This window comes from Bacillus sp. NEAU-242-2, from assembly GCF_027853835.1.
Taxonomy (GTDB): Bacteria; Bacillota; Bacilli; order Bacillales; family Bacillaceae; genus Bacillus; species Bacillus velezensis.
The window spans coordinates 35841-59180 of sequence record NZ_JAPNNY010000007.1; the positions used below are offsets into that span (position 1 = coordinate 35841).

Genomic DNA, 23340 nt, shown 5'->3' on the forward strand with positions numbered 1-23340 from the left:
TTATTTCATCGGTTTAAACAGTCTCTTCAAATAAGAAAAGGGACACTTTGACACTTGCGTCTCATCATCACGGAGGAAATATTGCTTCCATTCTAAATTGTCTTTTCCTCCGTACCACCCCAATCGGGGATGAAGAGGGGCTTCATCATACGCCTCTAAGCGTTTTCTGATCAGCCGGCTCATGTTTCGTCCGAACGCGGTTGAATCATTTAATCCTTCAAAAACCCATCTCGGCTGAAACGCCAGCATAAAAAACGGGAAGCTTCTGCTTTGTCTCGCTTCATGCGCAGGCGTCGCGCACAGAATAAAATACGGCTCGCCGTCAAAGCAGAACTCCCATTTATAATGTTCAGGGTCTTCCGGCATGTCTTCCGGCCAGTCTTTCGGGTCGCAGCCGCTCAGCCGGTTTAAAAAAGACCAGAACAGCTCTTCATACGCCTCAACGGAATAATGCTCAGCTAAATCCTCAGGCGTATCAAAAATCACAAGCAGCGACGCGTATCTTCCGGTATTCCTTGAGATCTTTCCGTACTCTGACAGCAGCATCCCCACTTCCTCCGGGGTTCCCTCTTCGCGGGGATCACCCGCAAAGGATATCCGGAGCTGATCTGTCAAAAATCCCTGACGTCCGGGAATGCACGGAAACGTATCCGCTTTATCGCCTACTTTTTCTGATAGAAGCTCAAAAGCGATTCTCTGCCAATTTGGCAGATCCAATAACTTTTCCTCAAGGCAACTTTTTGTGTACAGCCCGCTTGCCATCGGCCCACCTCCAGTATCGTCATGATACGTTATGACGGAGATAGGCGATGGGTGACTCTTCTATTTATGAGATGAGCATTTGAATCCCCTGCCATCCGAAATAAAACCCGAAAACGATCAAAGACACACCCGCCGCTCCCGTCAGCCAGCGGAGCGCTTTTTCATGAAGGAGATTTCTGAAAGTGCTCGCGGCGACCGCCATGCAGAAATCCCAGATCAAAATGCCGAGAAGAATGCCGGAGCTGTAAATCAAAAGCTGATTTGCATCGAAGGATTCAGCGGTTTTGGCGAGAATGCTCCCGTATATGCCGAGCCAGAATAAAATGCTCAGCGGATTGGAAAGAGAAATAAAAAACCCCGCGCCGAATGTTTTGTAAAAAGCCGGTTTTCCTTTTCCGCTTCTGACATTCATGGCTTCCCTTATATTTTTTAACGTTTCGACTCCCGTGTAGGTCAGCACGAAAAAACCGAAGAGCCACAAAAACGTTTTTACAAAAGGAGCGGTCAAAAATTGAGACAGCCCGAAATAGATCAGAATCATATACAGCCCGTCCGCGGCCATAGCGCCGAGACCGAAAATCCATGCATGCCAAAAGCCATTTTTGATGCCTTTGTCAATTTGCGCCGCATTGACCGGTCCGACAGGTGCTGACAATGACAGCCCGAGAACGATGTAGCTTAAAAAGATGTTCATTGGCTTCCCCCTCATTCATGCAACTTGTACAAGTTATTCATGAATGGGCCGTGCTATGATATTTTATTTTAATTTCTCAAGCTCGTCTTCCATTATGTCCGTCACTTTTCCTAAAAAATCGAATATCAGCCGCAGTTCTTCTTCTTTATATTGCCGGCAAAGGCTGATCGTGGACTGGGATAAGGAGCTGAACAATTGCTTCACATTCGCTTTTCCGGCTGTCAGCGGCACGATGATCACCCGCCGTTTGTCTTCGGGGTCTTTTTTCCTCATGACATATCCCGCTTTTTCGAGCCGGTCAATGAGCGCCGTTACCGAACCTGTGCTGAGGCCGGTTTTTTTCCCGAGCTCGCCTGCGGTCATCGGGCCTGCTTCATTTAAGATATCAGCTGATTTCAAATCGGTCGGAAACAGACCGAGAGATTGAGCGGCCGCCTGATGAAAAAGGATCGTCCTTGTGGCCATCTTCCGGAATAACTGTATGGCGGTTTCCTCCGTCTCGCTTCTGGTATTTCTTGTTGACAACTGACAGGCCTCCCTATAAAATCAATTTATCTTGACGATCAAGATAATTTTCGGCAAATCTAATATGATCATAGCAAATTTAATGATCAAAAGTAAGTATGGGAGGAAAAAAGCATGGAACAAACAGCCGCGAAGGACGCCTCGACAAAGTTTGTCGTCATCGGTCTTTTGCTGGGCATTTTAATGTCGGCTATGGATAATACAATCGTTGCCACTGCGATGGGAAATATCGTGGCGGACCTCGGAAGTTTCGATAAGTTCGCGTGGGTGACGGCATCATACATGGTAGCCGTTATGGCCGGTATGCCGATTTACGGAAAACTGTCCGATATGTACGGACGCAAGCGTTTCTTTTTATTCGGTCTTATTCTTTTCTTAATCGGATCTGCATTATGCGGAATCGCTCAAACAATGGATCAGCTCATTATTTACCGCGTCATTCAGGGAATCGGCGGAGGTGCGCTGATGCCGATCGCCTTCACGATCATTTTTGATTTATTTCCGCCGGAAAAACGCGGGAAAATGTCGGGCATGTTCGGTGCCGTTTTCGGCCTTTCCAGCGTTCTCGGGCCGCTTTTAGGCGCGCTCATTACCGACTCCATCAGCTGGCACTGGGTGTTTTACATCAACGTGCCGATCGGTATTCTATCATTGTTTTTCATTCTTCGTTATTATAAAGAATCTCTTGAACATAAGAAACAGAAAATCGACTGGGCCGGCGCAATCACACTGGTGGTTTCCATTGTCGGTCTGATGTTCGCTCTTGAGCTCGGCGGAAAAACGTATGATTGGAACTCCGTGCAGATCATCGGTCTGTTCGCTGTGTTCGCCGTGTTCTTTATCGCCTTTTTTATCGTGGAAAGAAAAGCGGAAGAACCGATTATCTCATTTTGGATGTTTAAAAACCGTTTATTTGCTACGGCACAGATTCTGGCGTTCCTTTACGGAGCCACGTTCGTCATTTTAGCGGTGTTTATCCCGATCTTCGTTCAGGCTGTGTACGGAAGCACCGCGACAAGCGCGGGCTTTATTTTGACGCCGATGATGATCGGTTCTGTTATCGGAAGTATGATCGGCGGAATTTTCCAGACGAAAGTGCGGTTCCGCAATTTAATGCTGATTTCCGTGGTCGCTTTCTTTATCGGAATGCTGCTGCTTTCCAATATGACACCGGATACGGCGCGTACGATGCTGACGGTATTCATGCTGATCTCAGGATTCGGCGTCGGCTTCAACTTCTCACTGCTCCCGGCTGCGTCCATGAACGATCTGGAGCCGCGTTACCGCGGAAGCGCCAACTCAACAAACTCGTTTTTGAGATCATTCGGTATGACGCTCGGTGTGACGATTTTCGGAACCATCCAGACGAATGTGTTTACCAACAAGCTCACAGATTCATTCAGCGGCATGAAAGGAGCGGGCGGCGCGATGCAGAACATCGGAAATCCGCAGGACATTTTCCAGGCCGGCACGCGCGCCCATATTCCGCCGCACATTCTGGATCGCATTATTGACGCCATGTCGCAAAGCATCACATATGTATTTACGCTTGCGCTGGCGCCGATCGTCATTGCGGCCGTTACCATTTTGTTTATGGGAAAAGCGAGAGTAAAAACCTCTCAGGAAATGGCGAAAAAAGCGAATTAAAAAAAGCAGTACATGGCGTTTGTCATGTACTGCTTTTTTGTTTACTCTGCGAAATGCGGAGCGAGAATATCTTTCAGCACGTTTGCGCTGCGGCTGAATTGAGCCTGTTCTGTTTCATTCAGCTCAAGTTCCGTCACACCTGCGATGCCGTTCCGATTGACGACGGCCGGAACGCCGATAAAGACGTCGTTTACACCGTATTGGCCGTCCAGATATGTGCTGACGGTTAAAATGCTGTTTTCATTACGCAAAATCGCTTTTGTGATGCGGGCGAGGCTCATCGCCACTCCGTAATATGTCGCGCCTTTTTTCTCGATAATATGGTAGGCCGCGTTTTTCACATCGTCAACGATCTGATCCAGCTCGTCCTGTTTGTAAGCTGCATTTTTCTCCAGCAATTGCTGTACCGGCACTCCGCCGATATTGGCGTGACTCCATACAGGAAGCTCGGTATCGCCGTGCTCGCCGATAATGTGGGCGTGTACGTTTTGCGGAGCGGCGCCGAAGTATTCACTCAGCATATAACGGAATCGCGCAGAATCCAGTGTCGTGCCGCTGCCGATGACGCGTTCTTTCGGAAGCCCGCTGAATGTCCATGTCGCATAAGTGAGAATGTCGACCGGGTTTGTGGCAACGAGGAAGATGCCGTCAAATCCGCTTGCCATTACTTCACCGACAATGCTTTTAAAAATGGCGAGATTTTTTTCGACCAGCTCAAGTCTCGTTTCGCCCGGTTTTTGATTGGCTCCGGCACAGATGCACACGATATCGGCATCCTTGCAATCCTCATATATGCCGTAAGACGTTTTAACCGGATGAGGCGCAAATGCCTTTCCGTGATTTAAATCCATGACATCGCCCATGGCTTTTTCTCTATTTACATCAATGATCACAAGCTCATCTGTGATCCCTTGGTTAATTAACGCAAATGCATAACTGCTTCCAACAAAACCTGCTCCGATTAATGCTACTTTGTTCACTCGTTCGTTCATCATGTATGCTCATCCTCCAGTGTTTCGTGGTGTCTGTTTTTAACTTGTGAAGTATTTCACATTTATATTGTGCAACACTTCACAAACTTTTGCAAGAGAAAAGTTTGATTTTTGGACAAAAAAATATCGGTGATGGTTTCCAGATTGTTGACAACATCCTAAAACGGAACCGTTTTAGGATGTTGTCATCTTTTCAGCGTGATTGAAGATGCGCTGTCCTTTTCCCAGAAGCGAGGGTTTGCCGGCACGCTGATGTGATGATGGCCCTATCCATTAATGCGGAAGATAACCGTCTAAACCGGAGTTGTTATACAAACCATTCTGCACATAATCAAAGCCGGGCTGGTTCTGTCCGGGCACTTGGGCGCTGCCATTGTTAAAAATCACTTTGGCATTGGCCGTATCCGCATTCGCAGGCAGCGTCAGCGTGTAAATTCCATTTGCATTCTTAGTCATTGCTTTCCCCGGCCACGATCCGGTTAATTCTATGGCCCTGCCTCCATCATGTTTGTAAATATAAGCATTTACCTGGCCCCAATGATCCGGATTTTGATAGCCAATGATGTTGGTTTGGGCCGGGTCTTTTTTGACAAACGTGTATTCTTGGGTTCTCTCTGCACCCTCGCCGTTCGTTCCGGTTAACTTGATGTTGTATGTCGTGCCGATTGGATCTCCTTTCCCGATCGTTAATCGGTCTCCATCCTTAAATGCTGTCTGCTGCCCATTATTGATTTGGTAAACGGCTTTTGTTGTTTTCGCATTTGCACGCAGGGTGACCGTCAGCTGATCATTGAAAGAATGGACTGCCCCCGTTTGGTAATTCTCAAGAAAGACCTGAGGCGCATTTCCAATATCATCAGAATAAAGAACAGCCGCGGATCTGGCATTGATCGTACCTGTCAGTTTGCCGTTCGCCACTTGAAATGAACCGGCGCCGGCCCTATTATCATACCTGCCGTCAGGCAATTTCGTTGAAGTATTGACGGTGACAGAAGACGATCCTGCATTAGCCAGCACAACGCCTTTTGAGCCGCGCTGATTCATAAATATTTGATTGTTCCCATTCGGATTCGAGAGTTCCTCAGGCTGCCCGGCCATTACATTGTGAAATTGATTGACCGCGGTGATCGCCTGATCTTTAAATAAGGCGCTCCCGCGATCTCCTATTTGACTTTTTCCGGGAAATCTTACACCATTTCCTCCGCCCTCAGGTCTGGAAAAGAAAAGAGGCGTGCTTCCTGAGCGGGAACCAATCACTGCCCAGCCTAAACGAATATCGTCATCACTCATCCATGTGGACTCTTCCTCATCATTGGCATACGTATCATGTGATTCCACCCATGTGACTAACTTGTCCGCAGACACGTCAGATGCATAAGGGGAGATATTCGACACACTCAGATTACGGTTCTTTAAAGCGGATCTGATGGAATGCCCATAGTTAGAAGCCGTCACATTCATATAATTCGCATAAGCAGTATCTCTGGACGCGCTGTCTTGCAGGATTTCTCCGTATTGGAACTCCGCCGATGTATTGGTGATATTCGGCCAAAATCGGCTGCCGTAATTCCCATCATCCGGAAGCTCTATATGCTTGGCGGCATCATAGCGGAACCCGTCTGCTCCGTCATTCAATGCTCTTTCCAAGAAACGTTTCAGATAGGCCTGCACCTCAGTATTCTGTGTATTCCAATCATACAGCCCAAGCAATGAATTTTGAGTGACGTCCCACCTGTCCGACCAATTTTTAATTTGTGTGTTTCCATGGGTCCAGTTTGGAATACGCTTAATCTCGTCAGAAATCGCGGCGTAATCGCTGGTGGTATGATTGATAACCGCATCGACAATGACTTTTACGCCATACTTTTCCGCGGCTGCACACATGTCCTTAAATTCTTGTTCAGTGCCTAAGTAACGGTTGCCGATTTGGTACGATGTCGGCTGATACAGCCAGTACCAGTTCCTCATGCTTTTATCTCCTTGGTTCCCTTCCTTTACTTGGTTAATCGGAGACGTCTGAATGGCTGCATAGCCCGCATCACGAATATCTTTCATATTTTGTGTTAACGTATTGAACGACCAATTCCAGGCATGAAGGATGGTCCCGTTTTTAACCGATGACGCGGTCATCCCATTCGATTTGTTTGCAGTTTCAGCGTTCGCAGCCGCCGGGCCTGACAAAACCAAATGAAACAGCAATAAAAATCCGGCGAATAACGGCAGTAAAGAGGTTTTGAATCGTTTTTCAAACATTTTTGACACTCCTTATTTCATTTTTGAAGACTGACTGCGGAGTCAAAAATTCCTCTTACTCTTTCTTCAGCTCCTTTCAACTGTTGTGAAGACTGGAGAATTATGTTAACGCTTACATTTCAACTTATCACACTCTCTCTATCAAAGCAACGTGACAGAGTGAATTCAAATCTATATTCCTATCAATTAAAAAGACTTCCCGCTTTCAAACAAAAAAAAGAAACCACCTGTCAGGATGATTTCTTTTTTATTTCTTTTTTATTTCTTTTATCGCTCTTCTGTAAGACAGCTTCACAATGACATACCGAAGCAAAAACAGAACGCCTCCGCAGACGATAAAAAGAAAGATCATTTTCAGCCAAGCAAAGAATGTATGGGGAAACCCCCTGTCGTACATCGTAAGCGCCGCCACCGCAAAAGTGACCGCAATTGAATCTATCCGCTGCTGCTTCACCCGCTTTTTCAGTTCTTCTTTGGTGTCTATTCTCGGCATGAGCATTCCCGACGCTCCCGCCCTGATGCAATAATAAACAATTATAATGAAGAAAACCGCCAAGCTTCCGGCCCATTCCCTAAATGGACAGTTCAGAACAAGTCCGCGTACGATGATGTCAAGCAAAGACAGTGTGCCCACAAGCATTCCGACTTCTGACCAAATCATTCGTTCTTTCTCTTTCACACTCTCACTCTTTCCATTCACGTTTGAAAGTCCGTTCCGACGCTGATTCATGACTTCCTCCCGTACTATTAAGAATGGCTTACAACTCCCATTATATCTTGCCGATTCATAATGATAAACCGAAATATCATTGACAAAATGTTTAATAAGGACCCCAATTGATCAGGACGCCTATGCAGATAAACACAAGGCCGATGACAAACCAAATCAGCGCCAGCGGAATCATGAAGCGAAGCCACTTTACGTACGGAATGCCGCTGGCAGCCAGTACGGCCATCAGCACGCCGGAAGTCGGATTGACACAGTTTACGACGCCTTCCCCGAGCATGACCGCTTCAACCGCGACCTGTCTCGTGATGCCCATCAGATCGGCAAGCGGCGCCAAGATCGGAATAAATACGACCGCCTCCCCTGAGCCCGATGATATCAGAAAATGAAGCAGGGCGCTGGAAATATACATTCCGATTGCGCCTGCCATCGGGCTGAAACCGTGCAGCAGTGACGCAAGCCCATTGACTACCGTATCAAGCAGCTTTCCGTGTTCCAGAATAACGGAAATGCTTCTCGCCATTCCGACGATCAGCGCGCCGTAAACGAGGCCCTGACAGCCTGTAATAAACGTTTTTGCGATATCATTTGCCGCCATTCCCGCAATCAGGCCTGACACGATTGAGATAAAAATGAACACGGCGGCCATCTCTGAATCAGACCAGCCAAGAGTAAGCGCGCCGTATAAAAAGCCGGCAAGCGACAAAGCCGCGACAGCCAGAATCAATTTATGGCGGACGGTAAACGGGACTGGCTTGTCCTCCGGATCGGAAGCCTGCGGGATTGAACCTGCCGCCGGAAACCAATCGTTTCCCAGCAGACTGGCGTCCTTTGCTTTTCTGAGCCTTCTCGTATACCGATAAATATATAAAATAGATGATAGCAGAAAACAAATGTAGACGGCAATCCGCAGGCCGATGCCGGAAAACAGCGGCAGCTCCGCGATGCTTTGTGATAAACCGAGCGGTGAAGGTGATAAAATCGTCGCGTTAAACCCGGCATAGCAGCCGATATAAATGACGGCCGCTCCGGCCACGGCGTCCCATTTCAGCGAACGGGCGACGATCAGGCCGATCGGAATAAAACCGATCACGGAATTAACGACGATGCCGGTTGTGCCGAGGATCGAAAATAGAGATCCGACAATCGCAATAAACAGCAGCTGTTTTGCGCGGAACGTACTGATGACATTACTGATCAATCCATTGATGGCGCCCGTTTTCTCCAAAATCGCAATGGTGCCGCCCGTAAACAGGATTAAAAAAATAATCGGCGCGGAACTTGTCATCCCTTCCTGAATCGCGGTAAAAAAAGCGATCGGGCTGACAGGAGACTGTTCTAAAGAATGATAACTTCCCGGGACGGCGGACGTCACACTGCCCTTTGTCACCCTGTCAAATTCCCCTGCGGGAACGATGTACGATGCTATCGCGCATAGTAAAGCGACAATGAACAGCAGCACATAAGCATCAGGCATCACAAACAATTTCTTCTTTTTCAATACAGGTTCGGCCTTCGGCACAGCCATAACATCACCATCCCGCTTTAAATTTATAAACTATTCAGAAAATACAGATATGTGCTATATTATATACAGACCGATTGCCTGTTTTCAATATCAAAAAATAAAAAACAGACAGCTTTTGAAGGAGGACTTACGGCATGAACAGACTCACAGAGCATGAAAAGCAAGTCATTATGGACATTTTTGACCACCTGCACGCCAATCCCGAAGTAAGCTGGAAAGAATATCAAACAACTGAATATCTGACTAAAAAACTGAAAGAGGCCGGCTGCCGAATCCGTACGTTTGATGATTGCACCGGTGTTGTCGGCGAAATCGGAGAAGGCTCGCCCGTTGTGGCTGTCCGGGCGGATATTGACGCGCTGTGGCAGGAAGTGGACGGTGTCTTTCAGGCGAACCATTCATGCGGACATGATTCACATATGACGATGGCGCTCGGCACGATGATGCTTTTAAAGAGTCAGCCGAAGCTTCCGAAGGGCACCATCCGCTTTATTTTTCAGCCGGCTGAAGAAAAAGGCGGCGGAGCGCTGAAAATGATTGAAAAAGGCGTACTGGATGATGTTGACTTCTTATACGGCGTGCACGTGCGCCCCGTACAGGAAACGGCAAACGGCCGATGCGCACCGTCCATCCTGCATGGCTCAAGCCAACATATAGAAGGCCTGATTATCGGAGAAGAAGCCCACGGCGCGAGACCGCATCTCGGGCTTAACAGTATCGAAATCGCCGCTCTTCTCGTCCAAAAACTCAGCTTCATTCATCTTGATCCCGGCATCCCGCATTCCGTGAAGATGACAAAGCTTCAGGCAGGCGGAGAAAGTTCCAATATCATTCCGGGAAAAGCATCGTTCAGCCTTGATCTCCGCGCACAAACCAATGCCGCCATGGAGAAATTAACCGCCGAAACCGAAAGAGCCTGTGAGGCGGCGGCTGCCGCATTCGGCGCAAAAATCGAACTGCAAAAAGAACACAGCCTCCCGGCAGCCGAGCGAAACAAGGAGGCGGAAGCCATCATGGCATCTGCGATCAGCAGCATTCTCGGAGAAGAACATGTGGATGAACCCCTTGTGACAACCGGAGGAGAGGATTTTCACTTTTACGGGTTAAAGGTGCCGAACTTGAAAACGACGATGCTCGGCCTAGGGTGCGGCCTGGAGCCGGGACTTCACCATCCCCAAATGACATTTGACCGAAGCGCCATCTTTACTGGCGTTGAGATATTAACGGCCGCCGTCCTCAAATCGTTTGAAGCATAAAAAAAAGCAGCCCGTTACAGGGCTGCTTTTCCTCATTACTTCTTCAGATCTTCAATTGAATTGACGTTTTTCATGTACTGAGGAACGACCAGACCCATCTTGACGCCTGTCAGACTCGTTCCTACATCTTCATATTTACCTTTATATTTAGACGCATATGCCTTATGGGTATTCGGAAGCCAAGCAGACAATGACGCATCCGCGCTGCCTGTCGCAATCGCAGTCCACATCGGTCCTGCCTCCACTTGCGTCAGCTTCACGTCATAGCCGAGGTCTTGAAATACTTTTCCGATTACATTCGTACTTGCGATTTCACTGTCCCATGCCACATAAGCCAGGTTGATTTTATCCCCTTTGACTTTATGGGCGCCTTTTGTCCATTGAGCCACTTGGTCTTTATGTTTTTTCACATATTCAGCTGCGGCTTTGGCCGGCTTTTCGCCTTCCTCAACGGCAATCATGACTTCTCCCATATCGTCCTGCGTCCATTTGAACTGGCTGAGAACTTTGGCCGCGTTAGGCTGTTCCTTACTGAAGCCGGTTCTTGTAATCGTATGAATCTGCTCGGCAGTTCCGTACGTTTTTTTCGGATCATCAAGGAACTTCAGCTTGTATCTGGAGAACATCCAGTGCGGCGTCCACCCCGTTACGATGATCGGCTTTTTCCGGTCATATGATTTCTTCAATGTCGCCGTCATGGCAGCACTTGACGCCGTGACGACATTCCAGTCTTTCAATCCGTAATCCTTCACGGCCTCATCCGTCAGGGCCATGATCCCCGATCCCGGATCAATACCGATAATGGTTTTGTTCACCTGATCCGCAGCCGTTGCCTTACCATCAGTCTGCGAACCGCAGGCAGCCAAAGAAAGAGCCAGCGCAGCGGTAACGCCGACACCGATGATTTTCTTAAGCATCAGGCATTCCCCCTGCTCTTCTTCTTCACTTTAATGTTTTGCGTGATACGGTCGAGTGTAATCGCTACGATAACGATCGCGATACCCGCTTCCACTCCGACACCGGTTTTCAACTGTGTCACGGCGCTGTATACTTCAGAACCGAGACCCGGCGCACCGACCATGGCCGCGATAACGACCATTGACAAAGCAAGCATGATGCTTTGGTTAATACCGGCAAGAATTGTTTTTGTGGCAAGCGGAAGCTGCACCTTGAACAGACGCTGAGACGTCGTTGAACCGAATGCTTCCGTCGCTTCAATCAGATCAGCCGGAACCTGTTTAATACCGAGAACCGTCATGCGGATCGTCGGAGGCATCGCGAAAATAACAGATGCCACAACGCCTGGCACAACCCCGATATTAAAGAAGAAAATTGCAGGCAGCAGGTATACGAAAGCCGGCATGGTCTGCATTAAATCCAGAATCGGTGTGACAATGCGGCGGACCGTTTCTTTCTGAGACGCCCATATGCCGATCGGAACCCCGATAATAATGGAAATCAAAACAGATGTGACGACAAGCGCCAACGTTTGCAGCATCGGCGACCAATAACCCAAATAATCAATAACAAGGAATCCGATTAACGTAAAGAGTGCAATTCCTTTCGTACTGATCCACCAAGCGAGAGCTGCAAAAATAACAGTCAATAAAATAGACGGGATGAAACCCAAACCGCTCACAATCGCGTTTACGAAAGCGGCCAAACCGTTTGAGATTCCGTCAAAGAAACCTCCGAACGTCATGGTAAGCCAGTCAACAAACCGGTCAACGATATCTGCTAACGGAATTCTAGGCAATCTGTCCATTTACTTCACCCCCTGAACAGAAGAATCCTGAGCTTGTTCAGCAGAATCTTCAACATTTATATAATCGTTATTTCCTGAAAGCGCGCCGATTAATGCGCCTTTTACGACAATGCCTCTCATGCGGTCCTTATCGTCCGTGACGGCGATCGGAATATTCGCATCAGACACGACATCGAAAATTTCCGTCAAGTATGTGCTTTCATGCACAGTCGTAAATTCAGTATTTAAAATATCCTGAAGCGATAAGTCGGATTCCACCGCTTTTTTCGCATCCGCCGCGTGAATGACGCCGAGAAGCTGTTTCTGTTTATCAACGGCGTAAATAGAAGAAATACCGAGATTCTTCATGAGCTGCAGCGCTACACGAGGCCCTTTGTCAATCCGCACGGTTTCAGCGCGCTTCATGATGTGGCCCGCTGTCAGAACTTTGGATAAGTCAACGTCCTCAACGAATTTTTCAACGTATTCATTGGACGGGCTCATCAGAATTTCTTCAGGCGTCCCGATCTGAACGATGTTACCGTCTTTCATCAGCACGATTCTGTCACCGATGCGCAATGCTTCATCAAGATCATGCGTGATGAAGATGATCGTCTTGCCGACAGAGTCATGAAGGTCTAAAAGCTCATCCTGCATGTCTTTGCGGATCAGCGGATCAAGCGCACTGAAAGCTTCATCCATCAGAAGAATGTCAGGATCATTCGTCAATGCGCGGGCAAGTCCGACACGCTGCTGCATTCCTCCGCTGAGCTGATCAGGGAATTGGTGTTCAAAGCCTTCAAGACCGACAAGTTTAAGCGAATCAAGCGCTTTTTGCTCACGCTCTTTTTTGTCGACGCCTTGGAGCTCCAACCCGTATTCCGTATTTTCAAGAATCGTTCTGTGCGGAAACAGCGCAAATTTTTGAAAGACCATGCTGATTTTTTTCCGGCGCACTTCCCGGAGCTGGTCTTTTGACATATTTGTTATCATGTCACCATCAATATAAATATTCCCGGCAGTCGGTTCAATAAGCCGGTTTAACAGCCGAACTAAAGTTGATTTACCGCTCCCCGATAGACCCATGATGACAAATATCTCCCCATCATATACATCAAAGTTTGCTTGATTGACACCAACGGTTGATCCGGTCGCTTTCAGGATCTCTTTTTTGTTTTTTCCGCTGGACAGCATCTGAATGGCTTTTTTTGTCTGTTTTCCGAAAACCTTAGATACATTTTCGACTTTTATCTTAATTGGTTTCTCATCCAAATTCATATTTTCCCTCCATAATAAGCAATCTTTAATACCGTAACACGTTTGTAATAAGTCAAACAAACATCATAATCCCTTTTATTTTGTATCATTACTTTAAAAACATCCCTGTGTCTTATTTTCCTCTGGTATGCTTCTAAATACTCTCTAATCCTCCTTATTGAGGATAAATTATAACGGAAACCGGGCTTTTATCAGGCTTGAGAACGTTTCCATCGAATGTGCTGCAAACTGATTTCCTATCCTTTTTTTACAAATACAAGAACTTTTTTGCGACATTGTCCCGGAAAAAGAAGTTTTCGCTTCCTAAAAATAAGGAATTTTAAGGAAAAATATAGGTCTGCCAACAGACAGCCCCACTAAAAAAAGCACCCCAAAAGGGTGCTCATTGCGCAAGCTCTGTCTGTTTCGTTTCTTTTCCGAGAATAAGAATAGTGATGACGGCAATCAGGATGGCCGCACAAAAGACGGCGAAAATCACTGTAAACGAAACGTTCCGTCCTGCAAGCGATCCGGCGAGAAGCGGACCGAAAATGCCGCCGATTCTGCCGACGGCCGCCGTTGTTCCGGAACCGGTCGCACGGATCGCCGCAGGATACTGCTCCGGTGTATAGGCGTAAAGCACGCCCCATGCGCCGAGATTGAAGAAGGACAGCAGCATGCCGGCTGTGAGCAGCATGCCCAATGAATCCGCGGCACCGAAGAAATAAGCGCTGCCCGCCGTTCCGAGCAAATAGATGACTAAGATGGTCTTCCGCCCCGCTTTTTCGATCAGCCACGCCGCTGAGAAATATCCGGGAAGCTGGGCAAGTGTCATCAGAAGGACGTATTCGAAGCTCTCAATCATGCTGTAGCCTTTCATCAGCATCACGCTCGGCAGCCATAAAAACATGCCGTAATAAGAAAAGACGACGCAGAACCAAACGACAGACAGCAGCACCGTCGCCCGGATATACGGTTTCGTCCAGACACTTCCCGCCTGCCCGCGTATGCTTTTTTTCTGCGGCAATGCCTGATGCGCCGGTGATTCCGGAAGGCTTTTCCGCAAGTACAGCGCATAAAACGCGGCCAGCGCCGTTAAGAGCAGTGCGGCCTGCCAACCGAATGCCGGTATGACAAAGTAGGAAATCACCGCCGCAAGAAGCCAGCCCGCGGCCCAAAAGCTCTCAAGCAGCACGATGATCCGTCCCCGCTTTTCGGGAGCGGACGCTTCTGACACGAGCGTCGAGGCAACAGGCAGTTCCCCGCCAAGCCCCATTCCGATCAGAAAACGCAATATGAGAAAAACCGTCAATCCCGTTGCGAAAGCGGATATGCCGCTTCCGACAGAAAAGAATAACAGCGTGATCATAAACACTTTTTTCCGGCCGATCCTGTCGGCCAGCATTCCGAATACAAACGCACCCGCTGCCATACCTATGGAATTGACGCTTCCGATCCATTTCATTTGATCGGGTGTTAAATTCCAATCAGTGTGTAGCGCGGCGATAATAAACGATAAAATTCCGACATCCATCGCATCAAACAGCCAGCCCATTCCGGCAATCGCCAGAAGTTTTCGCGGAGTGACGGCAGGTTGTTTGTTCATAAGCAGCACCTCAAATCGAAAATGATTACCGTATAAGTTTACACATGTCTTTACACATTGTCATTACCTTTTTCACAAAAAAATCCCGCTTGCCGTAAGCAAGCGGGGTGTGCGTTAATTCTTTAAGACTGCGTTTTTAATATTATCCTGAAGCTGTTGAATCCGTTTCGCTCCGTCTTCTCTGATACGTCTGTTCTCTTCCTCGATCTGTTTCGTTTCCTGCATACCGCTGACAATCGTATTCCAAGACGTTTCAATCGTCTCAATGTCAATGCTCGGACGGCCTGCCATACGGGCGATCTCCACGCTTTGGTTTGAAATATTTTCAGCGTTGCGCTTCAGCATTTCATTCGTGCGGCGGTCCAGCTCGCTCATTGAATCAGCCACAAGCTTTTGCCGTTTGACTGTGACAGCCTGAATAATGCCGTTTTTGAAAATCGGAATTGTAATGACGAATGCGGAATTGATTTTCCCGATGAGCTTCGTATTTCCGCGCTGAAGGAGGCGGATCTGCGGCGCTGTCTGCAGCGCCACCATCCGCGCCATATCTAAATCATAGACACGTTCCTCAAGCGCCTGAAGCCCGTCACGCAGCGTGTCAAGCTGCATTTGCGCAAGCTGGTTCCCGCCGGCCGCTTTTTCTTCATAAGAAGGAATGAGCGCCTGCATTTCCTCAAGCTTCATCTGCCCGGCAACGACATATTTTTCAAGCTCCATGTAGTAGTTAATGTTGTTTTCATACATCTCTTCAAGCGTATGGTTCGTCTTTGCCATTTCATCTTTGTATTTCGAAATTTCGACGTGGATTTTTTCAATTTCTCCGCCCAGGGTGCGGTACTTTTGAAAAATCTTTTCAATCATGCTGTTGCCGCGTTTGAACATTTTAGCGAGAAATCCTTTTGGTTCATCGAAATCATTTTTGTCGAAACGGTCCATGATTTTTCCGAGCTGCGTCAGCATTGTGCCTGAATCCGTGACACTTGTTGTTTTCATCATATTTAAGATGCGGTCGGAGAACTTCGAGATTTCAACTGCCGGTTCTTTTCCGTACTCAAGCAGCTCCATTTGGTTTTTCACGTCAATCTGCTGCGAAATGCGCTGCACTTCAGGGTCTTGGCGCAGCTGCATCCGGATGTCATCTGCTTTTTGTTCAGAAATCTCTTCATTTTTATCAAGAACAAGCGGATTTTGATTTTCTGTCATGTTTATTTACTCTCCCTGCTTTTGCGTAATGGTTCTAAACAGCTTTCTTACGAGTGACGGCTCCTTATATTCCTGCCGAAACACCATGTCCTCCAGCCAATGGACATCAAATTGGCTTTCTTCAATATAATGCTCAATGTCCTGATGGCCCGGCGGATTATACAAGATGATATCGACGCCGAATTTATTTAAAAACAAAAGAGCGGCGGCATCAGAACGTGTGAGTTCGCCATTTTGTTCCGTATGATATAAAACGAGTTTCGGAACGGTTTGGGCGTAATCAAACGTCTGAATCAATTGCAGCAGCGAAGCGGGCAGATTCGTCGCCTGGCGGAACAAATAGATTGCGGCATCCCTTGACTGCTCCCCGGGCAAAGTCTTCAGCCCTGGGTTTCTGCACATGTCAGAAATCACATTGGCGATGGCGCTCTGCACACCTGAAGGCAGATGCTTGTACTGCCAGATGTTGCTTCTTTTCAGCCTGTCCGCGTCAATCTCTCCTTTTTCATTTAAAACCTGACTGTAGTGATACTGGTAGTTGGCTTTCAGCTCTTCCGTAAACGGAAAACTGCGGATCATGTGTGTCTCCTGATAGTCCGCGGCGGTATGAAGTCTGTTCCAATATTCTTTCGTATCTTTGGAAACCCCCATCACTTTCGCAAAAAGGTTCGGAACGGCCACCCGCTCCCTGTCCGCTTTAAATTGCGGCCGGATAAACGCCCGCTCCTTCGCAATGAGAAATAACTCATCATATGTCGTTTTTAAGGTCACGGACTGCGGGGTGTGCTCCCTGAACTGCCAAGGCTTATACATCATGGATTCCTCATGGTTCAGCACATGCTCAATTTCTTTCGTTGACCGGTAGGCCGTCGTGGACGTTCTGTCCGGCTTTTCTTTCGGAAAAGGCTCAAGACCGCCTGTTGCGGGGAGCTTTATCACAAAGCTGAGCTCCTCATCCGGATCAATCAAGCTGAACGGGTCTTCCGCAGCCGGATGAAACAATAGGACATCACAGCCGATCAGCATGAGATAATAGAGAAAATAGAGCTGGCTTTTGGTAGCGTCTCCATACCACACCACCTTCGGCATCTCACGCTCTATATCGGCTTGTTCGAGCCATGGATTCAGGTGGTTCAGCGAAAACTTTGACACATCCAAGAGCACACGCCGGAAATCGGGATGATTCAGCCCGTTTTCATGCCGGTCCGCAAAGGTTTCCAAAAGCGTCATAAACGCGGTCCTCAGCCGGCGGTGCATAAGCGGATCAGCGTGTTTGGCAAGCAGCCTGCCCCCATCGAGAAACGCGACAAACCTGGAAACCGAAAGCCCTTTCTCTTTTTGATTGACCGAATGGATGTGCTGCAGCGCCTGAAACGTTTCCGGCGCGATGGTCTTATCCAGCGTCTCGCTCAACACATGGATGTTTTCATGAGAAGACAGCTCGAAAAGCTTACTGTAATACTCCGTCTCATCATAAGGAGTGCCCAAAATCCGGACGGCAAGCCGGGTAAACGCCAGCCCGTTTTCCCGCTCGTAACCGGGACGTTCCGGCAGCGGCAGCATCAGAAACGTTTCCCAGTCATCATTTTCCGGCTCGGCCTTTCGGATCACCAATTCTTCCTGCTTCATCATTTTCCTCCTTTCTCTTCATAATAATCGGTACAAAAAAGGAAGGAAATGAACTCTCCCTCCTTTTTTGTTTTATTCTTCTTTAGATGCAGCCGTCTGCTCCTGAACCTGCTTTTGTTTGTTGAAATAGTGGATAATAAACGTCACCACAAACGCAGCGATGATGATTCCGAAGAACACCACGTGCGGCATTTCATAATCAAAGGCGCTCGCCGCCATTTTCACGGCGATAATCCCGATCAGCACAAAAGCCGTGTTTTCAAGTTCAGGGATTTTATCAATTAACACAAGGAATACTTTTGCGACTGTACGCATCATGAGAATGCCTAGCATACCGCCGATCAAGAGCACCCACACTTTTTCCGATACCGCAAACGCGGCTAAAATGCTGTCAACAGAGAAGGCCAGATCCATTAACTCAACTGAAACGACAGTGGCCCAGAAAATTCCGAACGTACGGACCATCCATGAATTTTTCTTCATGCCTTCCGTATCGTCATCACCTTCTCCGATCCAGAAATGCTTAATGACGAGCCAAGCCAGGTACAGCGCGCCAAGCACTTTGATCCACCAGAACTTAATGAGCAGCATCCCGATTCCGATAAAGATAAAACGGAAAATATATGCCCCGAACAATCCGTATGTTAATGCTTTCTTCCGTTGTTTTTCAGGCAGATGCCTTACCATAACCGCAAGCACTAACGCATTGTCGGCCGACAGCAGCCCTTCCAGCAGAACCAAGGAACCGATCAGCCCCCATGATACAGGGTCAGTCAGCACCTCACCCCACATTTTCCAATCAAAAAAGGAAGCGTAGGTCGACATAATATGATGTAGAAAATCCAAGTTTTTTCCTCCTATTTAGTAAAACGGTAATTTCCTGCTTACACCTGCAAGCCGTAATTCCGGCAAAGTGATGCCAGACCGCCGGAAAACCCGCTGCCGATGGCGTTAAACTTCCACTCAGCCCCATGGCGGTAAAGCTCACAAACGACAACCGCCGTTTCAATCGAGAAGTCTTCCCCTAAATCGAAACGAAGCAGTTCATTCTGGCTGTTTTCATCGACGACGCGCACGAACGCGTTCGAAACTTGTCCGAAATTTTGGCCGCGCGCTTCCGCATCATGAATCGTGACGGTGATGCCGATCTTTTCAATATTTGCGGGTATTTTTGAGAAGTCGACGATAATTTGTTCATCGTCTCCCTCTCCCTCGCCCGTCCGGTTGTCTCCCGTATGGATGACGCCCCCGCTCGGGTGTTCCAGGTTATTGTAGAAAACAAAATCAAGATCATTAACACAGTTGTCATGGGCATCGACAAGAAAAGCCGACGCGTCAAGGTCAAAGTCATGCCCTCCGGAGTACTTGTTCGTATCCCAGCCTAAGCCGATCACCGCTTTTGTAAGACCGGGGTTCGTTTTTGTCAGATCAACACGCTGTCCTTTCGCCAATTGAATAGCCATGTGCCGTCTCTCCCTTCTGTGCTTGATATGGTTTTAGCCGATTTGCAGGCCGTAATCTGTCGCAATACGGGCCAGTCCGCCTTGATAGCCTGAGCCGATCGCGGAAAATTTCCATTCGCCGTTATGTCTGTAAAGCTCTCCTGCGATAATGGCTGTTTCAATTGAGAAATCTTCAGCCAGATCGTAGCGGATCAGCTCTTCATTTGTCTCTTCATTGACAATGCGCACGAACGCGTTGGAAACTTGTCCGAAGTTTTGGCCGCGCGCTTCCGCTTCATGAATCGTGATGACGAATGAAATTTTATCAATAGCGGCAGGCACCGCGCTCAGGTTGACCCTTACACTTTCGTCATCGCCCTCGCCCTGGCCTGTCAGGTTGTCGCCTGAATGTGCGACAGAGCCGTTTCCGCCTTCAAGCTGATTATAGAAAATAAAATCATCGGGCGACGCGCATCTTCCTGCTTCATTTAATAGAAAGACGCTGGAATCTAAATCAAAATCATGTCCGCCATCGTATTTGTTTGTATCCCAGCCAAGGCCGACAACGACTTTAGAAAGACCCGGATTTGTTTTAGTCAAATCTACTTTTTGTCCTTTTGCCAATGAAATTGCCATGTGTGCACTCTCCTTTTTATCGTTTAGGCGTATCGGTTAACGATATCGCCGATTTTTGTATCGTTTGTGCCTTCTCCCACCGCGGCGAATTTCCACTCGCCGTCCTCGCGGTAGATTTCAGCCGCGATCAGGCTCGTTCTGCCTGAATAGTTATCTCTTAAATTGTAAGTCACCAGTTCTTCGCGATTAGCCTGATCAACGACGCGGATGAACGCGTTTTGAATCATGCCGAAGTCCTGTTTTCGTCTGACGCAGTCGTAAATATTGACGACAAACACAAGTTTATTAATCTGAGCGGGCACTTTCGCCAAATCGATGAGAATTTGTTCATCATCGCCGTCGCCTTCACCCGTCAGGTTGTCACCCGTATGTACGACACCGCCGCACCGGCTTTTCAGATTGCCGAAATAGATGACGTTTTTGCTGTCTGTCATTTTATCATTTTCAAGCATCAGTACGGAAGCGTCACAGTCGATATTGGCACCGCCTCCGCCGAACAGCTTTCCGAAAAAGCCGCCGGATGATACAGGGTCCCAGCCGAGTCCGACCAGCAGTTTTGACAGGCCGGCTTTTCCTTTTGTTAAATCAATCCGCTGTCCTTTTTGTAAAGAGATCGCCATATGATTCACTCCTATTCTGTAAGGGTGCCGCTAAGCACGCCGCAAGTGCGCATTTTTACTAAATTCCGGGACAAGAATCCCGGTGTTTATTAAGATATACGTCTTTTATTATATCAAAGTTTCATAAAACATAAGAATTTTTGGCGAAAAACGGCGAAAAATTACTTCCTATATTCTCCTTCGTTCCGGAGAGAATAGAGAAAACAAAGAAATTGACGGGGACTGAACATTTTTCCTATCCTTGTATCAATACATGTCAGGAAAGGGGCAGACGAGTGATTGATTTAAGCATACTTGATCAGGCGCCCGTATCCAAAGGAAACGGGCCGCACGAGACGCTCCGCCGTTCAGCGGAGCTCGCCCGCCTCAGCGAAGGTTGGGGCTATAAGCGGTACTGGTTTGCCGAGCATCACGGCACAAGAGGGCTCGCAAGCGTTTCGCCGGAAATTATGATCGCTCATACCGCCGCAGCCACAACATCCATCCGAGTCGGATCAGGCGGCGTGCTGCTGCCGCAGTACAGCCCCTATAAAGTCGCGGAAACTTTCCGTCAGCTTGAGGCGCTGCATCCGAACCGGATTGACCTTGGGGTCGGACGCTCACCGGGAGGCACGACGAAAATCCGGCTCGCCCTCACAGACGGGGTAAAGAAAAGCATGACCGAGTTTAACAGGCAGCTTCAGGATTTATCATCCTTTCTGACAGATTCGGTTCCCTCGGACCATGCTTATGCCGGAATAAAAACAGCGCCTTTGATTGAAACAGCCCCGCAGCTTTGGGTGCTCGGCCTCGGGGAAAACAGCGCCAGACGCGCCGCTCTTCAAGGTGCGGGCTATGTCTTCGGCCATTTCATTAATCCGGAACGCGGGGAAAAAGCCTTTCAGATCTATCGGGACCATTTCCGGGCTTCCGCCCATTTTTCCGCTCCCGCCTCGCTCTGTGCCATTTTCGTCATATGCGCAGCTACGGATGAGAAAGCGGAAGAACTCGCCTTAAGCCAGGATTTATGGCTTCTTCGTGTCGGAAAAGGCGCCGACAGCCGCGTGCCGAGTGTGGAAGAAGCGAAGGCTTATCCGTATTCGCCGGAGGACCGTAAACAGATTGCAGAAAACAGGAAGCGGATGGTGATCGGCTCACCTGCCGCAGTGAAACGCCGTCTGCTTGAACTTTCCGAACGTTATCAGACAAAAGAGATGATGGTGCTGTGCAACGTCTTTGATTTCGAAGCAAAAAAAGAGTCATATGAGCGTCTTGCTGATATATTTCTGTAAAAAAAAGCCGTCAAACGGAGCAGCAGATGAAACTGCTGCACCGCTTAACGGCGGTTTTTTCGTTCTTTTCCTTTTTTAAACGCATTCCAAATCCCCTGCAGCATAAAGCCGAGCAGAAGCAGAATGATTAACAGTAAAGTGATTGACGGCCCCGGAGGCGTTCCGAGCTGGTACGAAGACGTCAGCCCCATGAACACACTGAAAAGAGAAATAATAATGGCCGCCGCAAACACCCATTTAAACCCTTTGGCGATACGGATTGCAAAAGCCGCGGGCAGTACGAGGAGCGCGGAAACCAGCAGTACGCCGATAATCGGAATAATGACCGAAATCGCCAGCCCCGTCACGATGCTGAATGACATTGACAGGAGGTTTGTGTTAATGCCTGATGTCTTTGCCGTCGCCTCGTCAAAGGTAAGCAGATAGAGCGGTCTGTTTAATATAATGAAATAAAGCAGAATCAGCAGGGTAATGCCTCCGATAATATAGACCTGCTGCTGGCTGACCGTGACAAGCGATCCAAATAAATATTGATCGATGCTCATCGACGCGCCGCCTTTTGACAGGCTGATCAGAAACATCGCAAACGACAGCCCGGCCGCCATTAAGATTGCGATGGATACTTCTGAATATGTACGGTATGCCCGCCGCATATATTCGATGCCGATCGCTCCGATCGTGACGACAACGATGCTCGCCGCCGTAATATTGGTACTGAGAAAAAAACCGATGGCCACGCCCGACAATGAAATATGAGACAGCGTATCCGCCATCAGCGCCTGTCTTCTCAGCACGAGATATACGCCTAATATCGGCGCCATAATTCCGATCATGCTTCCCGCTAGAAAAGCTCGTCGCATGAATTCCAAGTCAAACATTTCCATCCGCCTTTTTCCCCCCTCTCAAGCCGTATGACTTTATCCAAATACTGCTGTACTTCATTTTGTTCGTGTGTCACCATGACGACGGTGCGGTTGTGATTTTTCACCTGATGATGCATAAATTCGTAGAAACCCTGTCTGCTCTCATAATCAACCGCGGTTGTCGGTTCATCAAGCATCAGCAGATCCGGATTGCTTGCAAGCATTCTCGCAATGCAGATTTTCTGCTTCTGTCCGCCGGATAAATCGCCGATTTTCCGGTGGCGGAAATCCCACATTTCCACCATCTTCAGCGCGTTTTCCACCTCGTGGTGATCCGTTTCGTTCAATCGTTTAAACCATTTTCCTTTCGTATAACGGCCTGATTGCACAAGCTCCAGAACTGTGCTTGGGAATCCTGCGTTAAATGAAGAAATCTGCTGCGGAACATAGCCGATTGTCAGGCGTTTTCCGGCTGCGTTTTTTTTACTGATCTCGGCCGTTCCTTCCCAAGGTCTGAGCATGCCGAGCATGACTTTCATGAGCGTCGATTTTGACGCGCCGTTCGGTCCTGTAATGCCAACGAATTCGCCGCTTTTGATTTCCAGCGACACACCGTCAAGCACGGGTGTATGCGAATAACCAAAAACGATATCCTGTAATGTAACGAGATTCATGCTGACCTTCC

At 48.1% G+C, this 23340-nt stretch carries 22 protein-coding genes; 3 read left to right on the forward strand and 19 right to left on the reverse strand.

Annotated elements, in window-relative coordinates; all coding sequences use genetic code 11:
• From OWN49_RS17610 to OWN49_RS17620, 3 genes are all read right to left on the reverse strand, one after another.
• Positions 1 to 762 carry a YqcI/YcgG family protein gene (locus tag OWN49_RS17610; RefSeq protein ID WP_101562683.1) on the reverse strand — a complete coding sequence of 254 codons (762 nt, stop codon included), beginning with the start codon at positions 760 to 762 and terminating at the stop codon, positions 1 to 3.
• Between the two features lie 64 nt (positions 763 to 826).
• Positions 827 to 1456 (reverse strand): LysE family translocator, encoded by a 630-nt coding sequence (locus OWN49_RS17615; protein ID WP_007409057.1) that lies wholly within the window; start codon positions 1454 to 1456, stop codon positions 827 to 829.
• Positions 1457 to 1519: 63 nt separating this feature from the next.
• Positions 1520 to 1981, reverse strand: coding sequence for a MarR family transcriptional regulator (locus OWN49_RS17620; RefSeq protein WP_017419364.1), 462 nt, complete (start codon positions 1979 to 1981; stop codon positions 1520 to 1522).
• 114 nt (positions 1982 to 2095) lie between these two features.
• Here OWN49_RS17620 and OWN49_RS17625 point away from each other — a divergent pair, with 114 nt between their 5' ends.
• Positions 2096 to 3628, forward strand: coding sequence for an MDR family MFS transporter (locus OWN49_RS17625; protein ID WP_045206666.1), 1533 nt, complete (start codon positions 2096 to 2098; stop codon positions 3626 to 3628).
• 41 nt (positions 3629 to 3669) lie between these two features.
• Here the strand turns inward: OWN49_RS17625 and OWN49_RS17630 are convergent, their stop codons facing one another.
• The 4 genes from OWN49_RS17630 to OWN49_RS17645 all read right to left on the reverse strand — a co-directional run bounded on the left by OWN49_RS17630 (position 3670) and on the right by OWN49_RS17645 (position 9128).
• Entirely contained in the window at positions 3670 to 4623 is a 954-nt protein-coding gene (locus tag OWN49_RS17630) for an L-lactate dehydrogenase (RefSeq protein ID WP_176283103.1), read from the reverse strand.
• 270 nt (positions 4624 to 4893) lie between these two features.
• Positions 4894 to 6873 (reverse strand): alpha-amylase, encoded by a 1980-nt coding sequence (gene amyE, locus OWN49_RS17635; RefSeq protein WP_176283102.1) that lies wholly within the window; start codon positions 6871 to 6873, stop codon positions 4894 to 4896.
• A gap of 247 nt (positions 6874 to 7120) precedes the next feature.
• Positions 7121 to 7603, reverse strand: a complete 483-nt coding sequence (locus OWN49_RS17640; protein WP_172614427.1) for a DUF6773 family protein — start codon at positions 7601 to 7603, stop codon at positions 7121 to 7123.
• Between the two features lie 91 nt (positions 7604 to 7694).
• Positions 7695 to 9128, reverse strand: a complete 1434-nt coding sequence (locus tag OWN49_RS17645; protein ID WP_176283101.1) for a YfcC family protein — start codon at positions 9126 to 9128, stop codon at positions 7695 to 7697.
• A 134-nt stretch (positions 9129 to 9262) separates the two neighbouring features.
• Between OWN49_RS17645 and OWN49_RS17650 the strand changes: the two genes are divergently transcribed.
• The gene (locus tag OWN49_RS17650) at positions 9263 to 10384 is read left to right on the forward strand and encodes a M20 peptidase aminoacylase family protein (RefSeq protein WP_172614425.1); all 1122 of its coding nucleotides are present in this window, start codon (positions 9263 to 9265) and stop codon (positions 10382 to 10384) included.
• Positions 10385 to 10419: 35 nt separating this feature from the next.
• On the opposite strand, the gene OWN49_RS17655 is transcribed toward OWN49_RS17650, so the two are convergent.
• From OWN49_RS17655 to OWN49_RS17700, 10 genes are all read right to left on the reverse strand, one after another.
• Entirely contained in the window at positions 10420 to 11301 is an 882-nt protein-coding gene (locus OWN49_RS17655; protein ID WP_007409051.1) for a glycine betaine ABC transporter substrate-binding protein, read from the reverse strand.
• On the reverse strand, positions 11301 to 12149 hold the full coding sequence (gene opuAB, locus OWN49_RS17660; RefSeq protein ID WP_176283100.1) for a glycine/proline betaine ABC transporter permease subunit OpuAB: 849 nt from the start codon (positions 12147 to 12149) through the stop codon (positions 11301 to 11303). The genes OWN49_RS17655 and opuAB overlap by 1 nt, the downstream gene beginning before the upstream one ends.
• On the reverse strand, positions 12150 to 13406 hold the full coding sequence (gene opuAA / locus OWN49_RS17665) for a glycine/proline betaine ABC transporter ATP-binding protein OpuAA (protein WP_069448531.1): 1257 nt from the start codon (positions 13404 to 13406) through the stop codon (positions 12150 to 12152).
• A 382-nt stretch (positions 13407 to 13788) separates the two neighbouring features.
• On the reverse strand, positions 13789 to 14991 hold the full coding sequence (locus OWN49_RS17670; protein WP_176283099.1) for an MFS transporter: 1203 nt from the start codon (positions 14989 to 14991) through the stop codon (positions 13789 to 13791).
• A 114-nt stretch (positions 14992 to 15105) separates the two neighbouring features.
• A complete protein-coding gene (locus OWN49_RS17675; RefSeq protein WP_003156642.1) occupies positions 15106 to 16194 on the reverse strand; it encodes a toxic anion resistance protein in 1089 nt (362 codons plus the stop codon).
• Positions 16195 to 16200: 6 nt separating this feature from the next.
• Complete coding sequence (locus OWN49_RS17680; RefSeq protein ID WP_070081333.1) at positions 16201 to 17823, reverse strand: YceG family protein; 1623 nt, start codon at positions 17821 to 17823, stop codon at positions 16201 to 16203.
• Positions 17824 to 17895: 72 nt separating this feature from the next.
• The gene (locus tag OWN49_RS17685) at positions 17896 to 18669 is read right to left on the reverse strand and encodes a TerC family protein (RefSeq protein ID WP_003156644.1); all 774 of its coding nucleotides are present in this window, start codon (positions 18667 to 18669) and stop codon (positions 17896 to 17898) included.
• Positions 18670 to 18707: 38 nt separating this feature from the next.
• Positions 18708 to 19286, reverse strand: coding sequence for a TerD family protein (locus OWN49_RS17690; RefSeq protein ID WP_003156645.1), 579 nt, complete (start codon positions 19284 to 19286; stop codon positions 18708 to 18710).
• A 33-nt stretch (positions 19287 to 19319) separates the two neighbouring features.
• The gene (locus tag OWN49_RS17695) at positions 19320 to 19901 is read right to left on the reverse strand and encodes a TerD family protein (RefSeq protein ID WP_003156648.1); all 582 of its coding nucleotides are present in this window, start codon (positions 19899 to 19901) and stop codon (positions 19320 to 19322) included.
• 23 nt (positions 19902 to 19924) lie between these two features.
• Positions 19925 to 20521: a TerD family protein gene (locus tag OWN49_RS17700; RefSeq protein ID WP_003156649.1), complete on the reverse strand. Its 597-nt coding sequence runs from the start codon at positions 20519 to 20521 to the stop codon at positions 19925 to 19927.
• Positions 20522 to 20796: 275 nt separating this feature from the next.
• Here OWN49_RS17700 and OWN49_RS17705 point away from each other — a divergent pair, with 275 nt between their 5' ends.
• On the forward strand, positions 20797 to 21792 hold the full coding sequence (locus OWN49_RS17705) for an LLM class flavin-dependent oxidoreductase (protein ID WP_003156651.1): 996 nt from the start codon (positions 20797 to 20799) through the stop codon (positions 21790 to 21792).
• A 44-nt stretch (positions 21793 to 21836) separates the two neighbouring features.
• On the opposite strand, the gene OWN49_RS17710 is transcribed toward OWN49_RS17705, so the two are convergent.
• Together OWN49_RS17710 and OWN49_RS17715 are read right to left on the reverse strand one after the other, a co-directional pair.
• Complete coding sequence (locus OWN49_RS17710; protein WP_003156653.1) at positions 21837 to 22676, reverse strand: metal ABC transporter permease; 840 nt, start codon at positions 22674 to 22676, stop codon at positions 21837 to 21839.
• A complete protein-coding gene (locus tag OWN49_RS17715; protein ID WP_003156655.1) occupies positions 22634 to 23329 on the reverse strand; it encodes a metal ABC transporter ATP-binding protein in 696 nt (231 codons plus the stop codon). The genes OWN49_RS17710 and OWN49_RS17715 overlap by 43 nt, the downstream gene beginning before the upstream one ends.
• Positions 23330 to 23340 lie beyond the last annotated feature (11 nt).

Coding starts and splice junctions, on each gene's coding strand:
- OWN49_RS17610 (WP_101562683.1), bottom strand. CDS start 762: ATGGCAAGCGGGCTGTACACAAAAAGTTGCCTTGAGGAAAAGTTATTG.
- OWN49_RS17645 (WP_176283101.1), bottom strand. CDS start 9,128: ATGGCTGTGCCGAAGGCCGAACCTGTATTGAAAAAGAAGAAATTGTTT.
- OWN49_RS17640 (WP_172614427.1), bottom strand. CDS start 7,603: ATGAATCAGCGTCGGAACGGACTTTCAAACGTGAATGGAAAGAGTGAG.
- OWN49_RS17655 (WP_007409051.1), bottom strand. CDS start 11,301: ATGCTTAAGAAAATCATCGGTGTCGGCGTTACCGCTGCGCTGGCTCTT.
- OWN49_RS17675 (WP_003156642.1), bottom strand. CDS start 16,194: ATGACAGAAAATCAAAATCCGCTTGTTCTTGATAAAAATGAAGAGATT.
- OWN49_RS17650 (WP_172614425.1), top strand. CDS start 9,263: ATGAACAGACTCACAGAGCATGAAAAGCAAGTCATTATGGACATTTTT.
- OWN49_RS17670 (WP_176283099.1), bottom strand. CDS start 14,991: ATGAACAAACAACCTGCCGTCACTCCGCGAAAACTTCTGGCGATTGCC.
- opuAB (WP_176283100.1), bottom strand. CDS start 12,149: ATGGACAGATTGCCTAGAATTCCGTTAGCAGATATCGTTGACCGGTTT.
- OWN49_RS17695 (WP_003156648.1), bottom strand. CDS start 19,901: ATGGCAATTTCATTGGCAAAAGGACAAAAAGTAGATTTGACTAAAACA.
- OWN49_RS17700 (WP_003156649.1), bottom strand. CDS start 20,521: ATGGCGATCTCTTTACAAAAAGGACAGCGGATTGATTTAACAAAAGGA.
- OWN49_RS17630 (WP_176283103.1), bottom strand. CDS start 4,623: ATGATGAACGAACGAGTGAACAAAGTAGCATTAATCGGAGCAGGTTTT.
- OWN49_RS17680 (WP_070081333.1), bottom strand. CDS start 17,823: ATGAAGCAGGAAGAATTGGTGATCCGAAAGGCCGAGCCGGAAAATGAT.
- OWN49_RS17710 (WP_003156653.1), bottom strand. CDS start 22,676: ATGGAAATGTTTGACTTGGAATTCATGCGACGAGCTTTTCTAGCGGGA.
- amyE (WP_176283102.1), bottom strand. CDS start 6,873: ATGTTTGAAAAACGATTCAAAACCTCTTTACTGCCGTTATTCGCCGGA.
- opuAA (WP_069448531.1), bottom strand. CDS start 13,406: ATGAATTTGGATGAGAAACCAATTAAGATAAAAGTCGAAAATGTATCT.
- OWN49_RS17625 (WP_045206666.1), top strand. CDS start 2,096: ATGGAACAAACAGCCGCGAAGGACGCCTCGACAAAGTTTGTCGTCATC.
- OWN49_RS17615 (WP_007409057.1), bottom strand. CDS start 1,456: ATGAACATCTTTTTAAGCTACATCGTTCTCGGGCTGTCATTGTCAGCA.
- OWN49_RS17715 (WP_003156655.1), bottom strand. CDS start 23,329: ATGAATCTCGTTACATTACAGGATATCGTTTTTGGTTATTCGCATACA.
- OWN49_RS17690 (WP_003156645.1), bottom strand. CDS start 19,286: ATGGCTATTCAATTGGCGAAAGGACAGCGTGTTGATCTGACAAAAACG.